The sequence below is a fragment of the Kitasatospora sp. NPDC004240 genome, from assembly GCF_053603215.1.
Window position 1 is genome coordinate 1 of sequence record NZ_JBSGFD010000235.1, and the last position, 11,879, is coordinate 11,879.

The following is an 11,879-nucleotide window of genomic DNA, read 5'->3' on the forward strand; positions in this document are numbered from 1 at the left end:
AGCCCGGCCGGGCTCCGGCCGGCGGTCCGGGCCGGGGGCGGGGCGGCGGTCCGGGCCGGGGGCGGGGCGGCGGTCGGCAGATCCGCTCGGACCGGGTTGGGCAGCACCGTCTCTCCAGATGGCTCGGCAGCAGGCAACCGGCACAGCGTAGGCGAGCGGATACCGTACGCGACCGGTTCCCGGCCGACGGCCACCCGGACGAGCGACAGCCGCCACCCGGACGCTGACGCCACCGGCCCAACGGCGGGCGCTTCCCGGGGTGGGCGAGCGTGTGCGGTGCGCGAGCACGTGCGGTGCGCGGGCGGGCGCGTGCGGTACGTGGGCGGGCGCGTGCGGTGCGCGGGCATGCGAAGAGGCCCGGAGCGGAGAGCTCCGGGCCTCTTCGTGGCCGTCGCCGGGACAGGCCCCGGTCCGGGGATCAGTCCAGGTAGTCGCGCAGCACCTGGGAACGCGACGGGTGGCGCAGCTTCGACATGGTCTTGGACTCGATCTGGCGGATGCGCTCACGGGTGACCCCGTACACCTTGCCGATCTCGTCCAGGGTCTTCGGCTGACCGTCCGTCAGGCCGAAGCGCATCGAGACCACGCCCGCCTCGCGCTCGGACAGGGTGTCCAGCACCGAGTGCAGCTGCTCCTGGAGCAGGGTGAAGGAGACCGCGTCGGCCGGGACGACCGCCTCGGAGTCCTCGATCAGGTCACCGAACTCGCTGTCGCCGTCCTCGCCCAGCGGGGTGTGCAGCGAGATGGGCTCACGGCCGTACTTCTGGACCTCGATGACCTTCTCGGGGGTCATGTCGAGTTCCTTGGCCAGCTCCTCCGGGGTGGGCTCCCGGCCCAGGTCCTGGAGCATCTGGCGCTGGACGCGGGCCAGCTTGTTGATGACCTCGACCATGTGCACCGGGATGCGGATGGTGCGGGCCTGGTCGGCCATGGCGCGGGTGATCGCCTGGCGGATCCACCACGTGGCGTAGGTGGAGAACTTGTAGCCCTTGGTGTAGTCGAACTTCTCGACCGCACGGATCAGACCCAGGTTGCCCTCCTGGATCAGGTCCAGGAAGAGCATGCCGCGGCCGGTGTAGCGCTTGGCCAGCGAGACCACCAGGCGGAGGTTGGCCTCCAGCAGGTGGTTCTTGGCGCGGCGGCCGTCCTCGGCGATGATCTCCAGCTCGCGCTTGAGCTTGGGGGCCAGCTTGTCGGCGGCCGAGAGCTTGTCCTCGGCGAACAGGCCGGCCTCGATGCGCTTGGCGAGCTCGACCTCCTGCTCGGCGTTGAGCAGCGGGACCTTGCCGATCTGCTTCAGGTAGTCCTTGACCGGGTCGGCGGTGGCACCGGCGACCGCGACCTGCTGCGCGGGCGCGTCGTCCTCGTCGTCGTCGGAGAGGACGAAGCCCTCCGACTCCTCCTCCGGAGCGGTCTCGCCCTCGGCGGCGGGCTTGTCGCCGGGCAGGGCCACGTCCTCGAGCAGCTCCTCCTCGCCGAGCAGCTCCTCGTCGCCCTTGGCCCCCTTGGCGGTGGCGGTCTTCTTGGCGGCGGTCTTCTTGGCCGGGGCCGCGGTCTTCTTGGCCGCGGCCTTCTTCGCCGGGGCTGCGGCCTTCTTCGCCGGGGCCGCCTTCGCCTCGACGACGGTGACCGACGCCTCGGCCGGGACCTCGGCGGACACCGTGGGAACCGGCGCCGTCACGGCGGCCGCGACCGCCGGGGCGGCGACGGGCGCGCCGGGCGCGATGCGCACCGGGGGCTTGGTCGGGGCGGACGGGGTCCGGGTGGTGACCGCCTTGGTGGCGGTGCGCTTGGTGGGACTCTTGGCCGCGACGCTCTTGCGCTTGGCGCCGGCCGGCTCGGCCGCGCTCACCATGAGGTCCACGCCCTCCTCAATCAGCACCTGATTGAGGCTGCGCATGACGTTCTTCCACTTGGTCACCGGGATCTGGTCCGCCTCGAAGGCCTGACGCACGTCATCACCGGCGATCTGCCCCTGGGCCTTGCCCCGCTCGATGAGCGCCAGCAGTGCCGCGGACTCGGCGATCTCGGGGGGGAGCGAACGGGATGTGCTGGCCGACACGAACAACCTCTCGGACGATGAGTGGACTCCGAACCCGTACCGGCCGCCCGAGCGGGCGGGGAAGGAAATCGCGCGTCGGACGCGCGGTGTCGATTCCGACCGACTCGGGCTTGGGGACTGGGTTTGCAGGACGGCAGCAGCGCCGCAGACCAACACAGCATTCTGGCATGTTGGGGTATTCCGGAGCTGCTTCCGCTCCGTACACATCGCTGCTACCCGTCAAGTGTTACGCATGGCGTTCGTGTCGCGGGTCACACCGGATCCGTCACTGGGGACACATCCGTCATCACGCGCCACACGAGGCCTCCCATCCATCATCCCGTACCGCGGCCGAAACCGGCGGGGCGCTCGTCGGGCGGCCGCTCGCGGGCCCCGGACCGCGCCGTACCGGGGCCGCCCGAGGTCGGGCACCGGGGGTCGCCGGGTGCGGTGCGGCCCTCCGGCTGCGCCGCGCTGGGGCGGGGTCGGCCGGAGGGCGGTGGCACGGCGGGCGGCGCACGGCGGGCGGTGACGCGCCATGCGATGGCACGGCGGGCGGTGGCACGGCGGGCGGCGCGGCGGGTGGGGCCGCGGGCGGGGTCGGCGGTCGGTGCGGCGGTGCGGCCGTCCCGCCCGGGTCCGCCCGGACGTCACGCGGCGCGGCTCAGTGCTCCCGCGGGCCGGGCACCGACGGCTCGATCTCGGGGTGGACGGTCAGCAGCGCCCGCATCGCGGCCTCACCCGCGGTGCCGTCACCGGTACCGAGCGCGTCCACCAGCCGGGCGTGCAGGCTGACCGAGGCCTCCGACGGCCGCTCGCAGGCGGTGGCCGGGCCGCCGGAGACCTGCAGCGCGCAGGAGACGATGCCGGACAGGTGCTCCAGCATCCGGTTGCCCGCGATCTGCAGGACCAGCACGTGGAGCTCGGCGTCGGCCCGCGAGTAGGTGGAGAGGTCGGCCTGGGCGGCGGCGTGGCCCATGATCTCGGTCAGCTCGACCAGCCGCCGCTGGACGTCCTCCCGGCCGTGGCCGGCCGCGAGGCGGGCCGCCAGCGGCTCGATCGCCCAGCGCAGCTCGAACAGCTCCCGGCGCTGCTCGTCCCGCTGCGGGCCGAAGGCGCGCCACTCGATGATGTCGGGGTCCAGCAGGTTCCAGTCGCCGACCGGGCGGACCCGGGTACCGACGTTCGGCCGGGCGCTGACCAGGCCCTTGGCCTCCAGCACCCGCAGCGACTCACGGACGACGGTGCGGGAGACCTCGAAGCGCTGGCCGATCTCCTCGGGGACCAGCGGGCGGTCGGCACCGAGGTCGCCGGAGACGATCATCTGGCCGAGCTGCTGGACGAGCTGGCCGTGCAGTCCGCGGCCGCGGCTGCTGGTGGTCTTGCGGCCGACCCGGGCGAGGTCGGACTCGGCGCCCTCCCAGCGGGGCGCCGGCGGGATCGGCCGGTCGGCGTAGGAGAAGCGGTCCAGGTCGCCGGGGCCGGTGCCGTGGATGGCGCCGTCGGCGGGGCGGGCGGTGGTCATGGTGGGGTGCGCAAGGGTACTCACAGGTCCTTTGTCGGCGATCGGCGGGCGCAGCTTGAGAATTCTCGTGAAAAGCACACGAAAGGGTGATCGGCCGTGACTGGATAATTGACTTCTTATCAGGAAGAACCGCGCAATCCGGTCACAGCTGTTCGATCTTGACGAACCCTCGGTGGGCGCACGGCCCGCACGGCCCCCGCCCTCGGCGCCCGGAGGGGCGCCGGAGAGCCGGGGGGACCTCGGCGAACCGGGAGCGCCGGAGGCCAGGGGGCCCTGTGACGAGCCGACCTGACGGACCGTCGAGTGTCCGGCCCGTCCGGGTGCGGCCCCGCTCAGAGGCAGCGCCGGCGGGTCTGGACCAGCAGGCAGGCCAGCAGCAGGACCAGCGCCGGCGCGGTCATCGCCGCCAGCAGAACGGGATCGCTCAGCGCACTACCACCGTCCGGCCCGCCCGCAACCCCGCGGTCCCCGCCGTACACCCAGGCGTACGCCCACTCCAGGCCTGACTGGAAGGGCAGCAGCTCGGCCGCCCGGGCCGGCCAGGCGGCACCGGCCTGCCGCAGCGTCAACGCCACCCCGGTCTCCAGCAGCGGCGGCAGCGCGCACAGCAGCAGCACCCCGGCCGCGGCGCTGCGGGTCAGCGCGGCGGTCAGCACGCCCGTCCAACCCGCCACCACGACCAGCAGGACGAACGCCAGCAGCGCCGCGGGCGCCCCGTGCGCGGCCCCGAGGGCCAGCGGCGCGAACGCCTCCGGCAGATCGGCGAACCCGGACCGGCCGACCGCCGCGAACGCGTCGGCCACCTGCGGCGCGAGCGTCGCCGGCTCCAGCCGGGCCGTCACCGGCGCGGCCGGCGACAGCGCGAGGTGCGCGGCCACCGCGTCCACGGCCAGCGTGACCACCGCCAGCACCCCGGCCACCGCGCCGGTCACCACCAGCTTGGCCAGCAGCAGCCGCACCCGCCGCAGGTACGGGACCTGGGAGGCCGCCAGGCCGCGGTACCGCACCTCGTGCCCGTACGAGAGCACCCCGAGCGCCCCGGCCCCGAGCGCGGCGAACGGCAGCGGGATCAGCGGTACGGCCGCCGTCAGCAGTCGTACGCCCGCCGCGCCGCCCACCGCCCCGTCGGGGGTCTGCCGGGCCAGCACGGCGGCGACGGCGGCGTCGCAGAGCAGGACGGCGCCGAGGAGGAGCCAGGTCGAACGCAGGCCGCGCAGGCGTCGCAGCTCGTAGGCCAGTACACGCACGGTTCACTCGCTCCGGTGGTCAGGGGTCATGGGGGTCGCGGGGGTCGAAGGGGCTGTGGGGGCCGCCGGGGTGGTGTGGGGGTTCGCACCGAGGTGGCGCAGGCGGACGGTGTCGGCGTTCAGCGGCCCCTCGCCGGGGGCTCCCCCGGGGCGCCCGCCGCGGTCGGCGGGGACCGTGGGCGCCGTGAGGTCGCTGCGGTCCGGGGTGCCGCGTTCCGTGGTGCTGCGGTCCGTGGTGCCGCGGCCGTCACGACCACCGCGGAAGAGGCGTTTCACCGCGACGGTCGGCGCAGCGTCGAGGAGGCCGGAACGGTCCGTCGGCCCCGGTGTGCGCTCGCCGGGCGGCGCGGCCGAGGGGGCGGGCACGGCCGCGGGCGCCGTCGGCCCGGCGGGCGCCGAGGCGCTCCGGAGCCGGACCTGACCGGAGCGGCCCGAGGCGACGGGCAGGGCGGCACGGGGTGCGGGCTGCTCGACCACCCGGTCGGCCAGCTCGTGGAGGAGGATGCCGTGGCGGTAGGCCAGTTCGCCGATCTCGGTCCGGCCGATCCCGGCCACCGCGAGGCTCGCCCCGCCGTCACGCCGCACCTGGGCCCCCTGGGTCACCAGCAGGTCGGCCAGTCGGGCCATCTGCGGGCCGCGCACCGCGACCTCCGGGCTGAGCCTGGTGCGGCGGAACTCCGTCACCGGCTGGTCGGCCACCGGCCGGCCCCGGTCGAGGGTGACGACCCGGTCGGCCAGCTGTGCGGCCTCCTGCGGGGTGCGGGTGGTCACCAGCACCGTCCCGCCCGCGACCGCGAACGAGCGCAGGAAGGAGTGGAACCACTCGACGTTGCGCGGCGAGAGACCCTCGGTCGGGGCGTCCAGCAGCAGGGACCTCGGCTCGCCGAGCAGCGCGGCGGCGAGGGCCAGCCGCCGGTGCATGCCGGGCGAGAAGGCGCGCAGCCGCTGCTCTGCCACGGCCGCCAGTCGGGTCTGCTCCAGCAGTTCGTCGACCCGCCGGGCCGGCACGCCGACCGCCGCCGCCAGCATCCGCAGGTGCGCGCGGGCCCGCCGGCCGGGGTGGCCGGCGGTCATGCCGCCCGGCGTCCCGGTCCCCGCACCCGCCGCCGTGTCCGCGGCCGTGCCCGCCTCGGCGAGCAGGACGCCGACCTCCCGTTCCGGGCGGCGCAGGCGGCGGTAGGTGCGACCGCCGAAGAGCGTGACGCCCTGGCCGCGTTCGAGCTCGACCATCATCCGCACGGCCGTGGTCTTGCCCGCGTCCTCCGGGCCCAGCAGGGCCGTGACCATGCCGGGCCGGGCGTCGAAGGTCAGGTCGAGCAGCGCCGGCGGAGCGCCCCTGCGGTGAACCTTGGTCAGTCCGGTGATCTGGATCATCGCTGGCTGCTCCCATGCCCTCCGGCCGACCCGGTCCGCGCGCTGCGGTGTCGTCGGCACACTCGGCCTCACCCCCCGCGCCAGCACACTAGGGGCCGATGAGGAGGATTCCGGGCATTACGGAAGCGGCGCGGGGCCGCTGCCCGCACACCTCACCCGATCAGGGGACAATCCGATCCTGCGACCCGGCCCGTGACGGTCCGGGCCGCACCTGCGGGGCAGCCGCGCCGGTCAGGACTCCGGGCGCAGCATGGGCGGGTTGAGCAGGGTGGCGCCGCCGGCCGTGAACAGCTTGGCCGGGCGGCCTCCCTGACGGGTCGTCGTGCCGCCGGAGGGCAGCAGGAAGCCCGGGGTACCGGTGACCTTCCGGTGGAAGTTCCGGGGGTCCAGGGCCACGCCCCACACCGCCTCGTACACCCGGCGGAGCTCGCCGACGGTGAACTCGGTCGGGCAGAAGGCCGTCGCCAGCGAGGAGTACTCGATCTTGGACCTGGCCCGCTCCACCCCGTCGGCCAGGATCAGCCCGTGGTCGAAGGCGAGCGGGACGCCGTCGACGGGCGCCTGCCCGAGCAGCTCGCCCACCGGCGCCCAACGCGCGCCGCTGGCATCGCCGCCCGCGCGGGGCGTGGGCAGGTCGGGCGCCAGCACCAGGTACGCCACGCTGACCACCCGCATCCGGGGGTCGCGCTGCGGGTGCCCGTAGGTCGCGAGCTGCTCCAGGTGGGCGCCGGCGGTGCCGGTGCCGGCCGGGCCGTGGCCCACGGTGGGGTGACCGGCCCCGGGCGCGGGGACGGCGTGACCCGTCTCGACGTGGCCGGGCGTCGAGTGCGCGCGCAGCCCGGTCTCCTCGGCCAGCTCCCGGGAGGCGGCCTCGGCGAGGCCCTCGTCCGGGCGGACGAAGCCTCCGGGCAGTGCCCAGTAGCCCTGGAAGGGCGGCTCGCCCCGTCGCACCAGCAGGGCGCACAGCGCGTGGTCCCGCACCGTCAGCACCACCAGGTCGACCGTGACAGCGAACGGGGGGAAGGCCGACGGGTCATAGCGAGACATGGCGACGATCATAGTCGTCTCTCTGACGATAAGCACAGGCCTGAGCGGATCCCCGCCGATCCCCCGCGAACGGGAGGCGGCGGGGCCCGCGCGCCGGGCCCACAGGCCCGGGGCGCCACAGGCCCGAGGCCGCCGACCGCCGCCATGACGCGGCCCGACCCGGCCCGGCGGCCCTGCACGGCACGGCGCGGCCCGGCCCGACGGATCTCAGCGGGCGACCAGCTGCAACTCGGCGGGCGCCTCCTCCACCATCGCGACGCCGATCCGGCTCACCCGGACGGAGAACGGCTCGCCCGCGACCCGCAGCCCCGTCAGCTGCAGTTCGCCGAGCGGCGCGGTGCCGGCCGGACGCACCAGGACCCGACCACCGGGCACGTCGGGGCGCACCCCGACGAGCGCGAACACCGCGTGCACCGCCCCGGCCGCCGAGACCGCCGCCGGACGGCAGGCGGCCGGGTGCGGGACCGGCGGGCAGCCGGGGGTGCGCTGCTCCCCCGCGTACATCTCGGGGAGCCGCCCTTCGAAGTGCGCGGCCGCGCCGAGCAGGCCCTCCATCAGCGTGCCGGCCTCGTTCTCGTACCCGGCCGCGACCAGGCCGTCGACCGCGAGGGCCGTCTCGTGGACGCGGACGGCACCGCTGCGGTGGCCGAGCGGGTTGAACCGGGCGGACTTGGCACTGAGCGTGCGCAGGCCCCAGCCGCTGTCCAGCTCCGGGGCGACCAGCCGCTGGGCGAGCAGCCGGGTCTGCTCGCGGTCCAGCAGGCCCTCGTGCCGTCCGCCCTCCTCGGTCAGCCCGGAGTCCAGCAGGTGGACGAGGGAGGAGGCCACCGCCGGCAGCTGCTGACCGCCGGGGGCCAGGGCCGCGACGGGACGTCCGCCGGAGAGGTCGTCGATCCAGAACCGTTCCCGGAACCGGCCGCGCAGCTCGGCCGCCCACTCCCGCCACTCCCGCGCGCCGGGCCGGCCGAACGCGTTCAGGAGCTCGGCGCCCTGGAGGGCGGCCCGGTGGGCCTGGGCCTGGACCTCGGCGCGGGCCGCGACCGGGTGGGCGGACCGTTCCTCCGCCGGGCGGCCGAGGTCCGTGACGAAGCCGTCCACGAGTCCGCCGCGCAGCGCTCCCAGCGCCCGCTCGGCGGCGGGGAGCAGCTCCGCGACCTCCGGCCGGGGCAGGCCCCAGCGCCAGGCCTCGGCCAGCACCGTGATGAACAGCAGGGTGGCCTCGGTGGCCGTGCAGGTGGGCGGCAGCTCGGGGCCGGCGTGCCGGAGCGCGCCGGGCAGCAGCCCCTCGACCCGCTGCGCCTGACCGGCGGGGGCCTGGCCGGCCGTGGCCGCCTGGTGCTGACGGCGGGCCAGGGCCCGCAGAGTCCCGGCGGCCAGGCGGGTGCCGAGCGGCAGGGTCATCCGGGCGGCCCAGAGCGCGTCGGCCGGGGCGAGTCCGAAGCGCCAGGGGGCCCCGGAGGCCGGGTACAGGTCGGTGGGCCGGTCCGGGTCGGCGAACAGCAGCCCGCCGAGGGCCTCCAGGGAACGGGTCACCACCAGCTCGGCCCGCGGGTCGTCGCTGCGGACCTCGGGCTCGGCCCACGGCAGCGGGACGCCGGGGCCGCGCCCGCCGGGGGGCCGGGGGGCCGGGGTGGTGGTCTCCAGTTCGGTGCGCAGCTCGACGGACCAGCGGGCGCCGGGCTGCACCTCGAGGTCCCAGCGCAGTACTCCGGCGCCGGCGAGGACGGCGTGCGGGGACGGCTTGGCGATGACGGTGGCGCTGTGGCCCTGTCCGCTCCAGCGCAGTCCGGCGGACTGCACCTGGCCGGGCAGGTCCGGTGAGCGGTGGCCCGCGGCGATCTCGCCGACCGGGCCGAGGTCGGTGCCGACCGCCAGCTCCAGCGGCAGCCTGGCGGGCCGGCTGCCGTTGTTGCGGACCGTGATCGTCTCCAGGCCGTCGGCGTGCCTCAGCCGTTCCACGGTGAGCGCCGGATCGGGGTCGAGGTCGCCCGGGAGCCGGACCGCGCCCAGGAAGCGGGCCTCGGCGGCGGTGGTCAGGGTGCCCTGGAGGGGCAGCGGCTCCGTACCGCCCAGGCGCAGCTCCATCCGGGCCAGTACGCGGACCCCGGATCGGTAGAAGCCGTGCAGCCCGTGTCCGCGCAGCTGGCCGTCCGGGCCGGAGGCCGCCATCGCGGGCGCGTTGACGCAGAGCACCGCGTGGTGGACGGCGGCGGGCTGCGGGCGCGGCGGGGCCGCCGGCCTGGACTGGCCCGGAGGTGTGCCGGGGGCGGTGCCCGCCGGGGTCTGGTCGGGTCTTGCGACCGGTCTCGGCGCGCCGCCGAGTACGGTCTCGGCCGGCATGGCCTGTGGTGGCCTCATGGCGGTCACCGGGCTCTCCTCCCCTCGGCGGTCCGGTGGCCGGTGGGGCCGGTGGGCCGCGAGCGTGATCGTTCGCGTGTCGTCGTCGCCGGGCCGGCGGAATCACCCGTCGGTCGGCTGCCGTTCCCGGTCGTACCCGTCGCCGGGTCGTGCCGTGCGGCGCCCGTACCGCTCCGGTACCGGCCCCGCCGTGGCGTCGGGCACCCCTTCGTGCCCGGCACCGTCCCCGTTCCGCCCGGCAGCGCGCTGCCCGGCGCCGTACCGCCCGTCCTGCCGTGTGCCGTGCCCGGCCCACGCCGTTCCCGCCGTGCCGTTCGGGCGCCCCGCCCGGTGGTGCCACCGCCTGTTTCGAGGCGGTGCCGGACGGTGGTCGCCGGGGCCCCGGTCGGGGGCGGCCGTCCCGGGGACCGGGCACGGCGCCGGCCGTGGTCCGGCGGGCCGTGCGGCCGTCGGTCGTACGGCCCGTCAGCCGTACCGACCGTGCGGCCGTGCCGACCCGGTCGGCCGTACGGGTCGGTCCGGGGCTGCCGGCAGGCCGACGGAAGCGCCGGCTCCCCGGCTGCTCCAGGGGTTGAACGCCTCTGACCCTTCGCAGGTAACGCCGCACCGCCCGCACCGGACCGACTCGTCCGGGCCCGTGGCAGGGCCACACCCCCGTACGACCAGCCGTCACGGTGTCGTTCCCGGCCGAACGGCACTCGGGCCGCGTCCGCCGGCCGGAGCTCCCCCGCTCCGGCCGAAGGGCCCTGATCCGCCGGTCGTGGGCCACGACCGTCGAACCCCGCGCCCGACCGCCGCCAGGATACGGTGCGAGGGGCGCGGCGCCCGCACCGGCAACACCGTGGACGGCGACGTGACCGCTGTGACCAGCAGAAACCGAGGAGTTGTATGTCCACCGCCAGCCGGCTGCCCGGGATTGTCACGACCGATCACGTCTTCCAACTGCCGCTCGACCACTCCTCTCCGCAGGGTGAGCAGATCGAGGTGTACGCCCGCGAGGTGGTGGCGTCCGGCCGGGAGAGTGAGGACCTGCCCTGGCTGCTGTTCCTCCAGGGCGGCCCCGGCGGCAAGGCCGGCCGACCGCTCGGCCGCGACACCTGGCTGGTGCGCGCCCTCGACGACTACCGGGTGCTGCTGCTCGACCAGCGCGGCACCGGGCGGTCCACGCCCGCCAACCGGCAGACGCTGGCCCGCCGGGGCGGGCCGCAGGAGCAGGCGGACTACCTGGCGCACTTCCGCGCGGACTCGATCGTGCGCGACGCCGAGCTGATCCGCCGCCGGCTGGTCGGCGACCGGCGGTGGAGCGTGCTCGGCCAGAGCTTCGGCGGGTTCTGCACCCTCACCTACCTCTCGATCGCCCCGCAGGGACTGTGCGAGGCCTTCATCACCGGCGGTCTGGCGGGCCTGCGCAGCTCGGCCGACGACGTCTACCGCGCCGCCTACCCCCGGGTGGTCCGCAAGAACGAGGGGCACTACGAGCGCTACCCGCACGACGTCGCCGCGGTGCGGCGGATCGCCGCGCACCTGGCCGCGTCGCCCGCGCGGCTCCCGGACGGCGGACTGCTGACCGTCGAGGCGTTCCAGGGCCTGGGCATGCTGCTGGGCAGCGGCTCCGGCTCGGACGTCCTGCACTACCTGCTGGAGGAGGCCTGGGTCGAGGGCGTCGAGGGCCCCGAGCTCTCCGACACCTTCCTCGCCGGGGTACAGGCGAGGCTCTCGTTCGCCGAGGGCCCGCTGTACGCGGTGCTCCACGAGTCGATCTACGGCCAGCGGTCGGTCGACCCGGCCGGGACGGCCTGGTCGGCGGAGCGCGTGCGCAAGGAGTTCCCGCAGTTCGACGCCGAGGCGGCCCTGGAGTCGGGCGCCCCGGTGCTGTTCACCGGCGAGATGATCTACCCCGCCCTGTTCGAAACGGACCCGACGCTGCGCCCGCTGAAGGAGACCGCGGAGCTGCTCGCCGCCCGCACGGACTGGCCGGACCTGTACGACCCGGCGAAGCTCGCCGGGAACGAGGTGCCGGTGGTGGCGGCGGTCTACCACGACGACATGTACGTCGACACCGCCGACTCGCTGGCCACCGCGCGCGGCGTGCGCGGCCTGCGGGTCTGGGTCACCAACGAGTGGGAGCACGACGGTCTGCGGGTGAGCGGCGGCAAGGTCCTGGACCGCCTGATCGCGATGGTGCGCGGGGAGGCCTAGACGAGTAGTTCCGAAGTCGGCTGGCTTTGCTGGTTCTGCTCCGGACACGCAGGAAGGGTGTCCAGCATTCGGGTTGTGACGACCGAAG

At 75.7% G+C, this 11,879-nt stretch carries 7 protein-coding genes; 1 reads left to right on the top strand and 6 read right to left on the bottom strand.

Features of this window, described 5'->3' with window-relative positions; genetic code table 11:
- Positions 1-418: 418 nt before the first annotated feature.
- The 6 genes from ACWEQL_RS36845 to ACWEQL_RS36870 all read right to left on the bottom strand — a co-directional run bounded on the left by ACWEQL_RS36845 (position 419) and on the right by ACWEQL_RS36870 (position 9,592).
- Entirely contained in the window at positions 419-2,068 is a 1,650-nt protein-coding gene (locus ACWEQL_RS36845) for an RNA polymerase sigma factor (RefSeq protein ID WP_452154994.1), read from the bottom strand.
- 637 nt (positions 2,069-2,705) lie between these two features.
- On the bottom strand, positions 2,706-3,644 hold the full coding sequence (locus ACWEQL_RS36850; protein WP_452154996.1) for a FadR/GntR family transcriptional regulator: 939 nt from the start codon (positions 3,642-3,644) through the stop codon (positions 2,706-2,708).
- A 254-nt stretch (positions 3,645-3,898) separates the two neighbouring features.
- The gene (locus ACWEQL_RS36855) at positions 3,899-4,813 is read right to left on the bottom strand and encodes a hypothetical protein (protein WP_452154998.1); all 915 of its coding nucleotides are present in this window, start codon (positions 4,811-4,813) and stop codon (positions 3,899-3,901) included.
- Between the two features lie 3 nt (positions 4,814-4,816).
- A complete protein-coding gene (locus ACWEQL_RS36860) occupies positions 4,817-6,187 on the bottom strand; it encodes an ATP-binding cassette domain-containing protein (RefSeq protein ID WP_452155000.1) in 1,371 nt (456 codons plus the stop codon).
- 231 nt (positions 6,188-6,418) lie between these two features.
- Positions 6,419-7,234, bottom strand: coding sequence for an NUDIX hydrolase (locus tag ACWEQL_RS36865; protein ID WP_452155002.1), 816 nt, complete (start codon positions 7,232-7,234; stop codon positions 6,419-6,421).
- 207 nt (positions 7,235-7,441) lie between these two features.
- Positions 7,442-9,592 (bottom strand): amylo-alpha-1,6-glucosidase, encoded by a 2,151-nt coding sequence (locus ACWEQL_RS36870; protein ID WP_452155006.1) that lies wholly within the window; start codon positions 9,590-9,592, stop codon positions 7,442-7,444.
- 888 nt (positions 9,593-10,480) lie between these two features.
- Here ACWEQL_RS36870 and ACWEQL_RS36875 point away from each other — a divergent pair.
- Entirely contained in the window at positions 10,481-11,791 is a 1,311-nt protein-coding gene (locus tag ACWEQL_RS36875) for an alpha/beta fold hydrolase (RefSeq protein ID WP_452155004.1), read from the top strand.
- Positions 11,792-11,879 lie beyond the last annotated feature (88 nt).

Bases quoted from the DNA above. Each gene is read 5' to 3' on its own strand.
- ACWEQL_RS36860 (WP_452155000.1), bottom strand. From the start codon at position 6,187: ATGATCCAGATCACCGGACTGACCAAGGTTCACCGCAGGGGCGCTCCG.
- ACWEQL_RS36865 (WP_452155002.1), bottom strand. From the start codon at position 7,234: ATGTCTCGCTATGACCCGTCGGCCTTCCCCCCGTTCGCTGTCACGGTC.
- ACWEQL_RS36870 (WP_452155006.1), bottom strand. From the start codon at position 9,592: ATGAGGCCACCACAGGCCATGCCGGCCGAGACCGTACTCGGCGGCGCG.
- ACWEQL_RS36875 (WP_452155004.1), top strand. From the start codon at position 10,481: ATGTCCACCGCCAGCCGGCTGCCCGGGATTGTCACGACCGATCACGTC.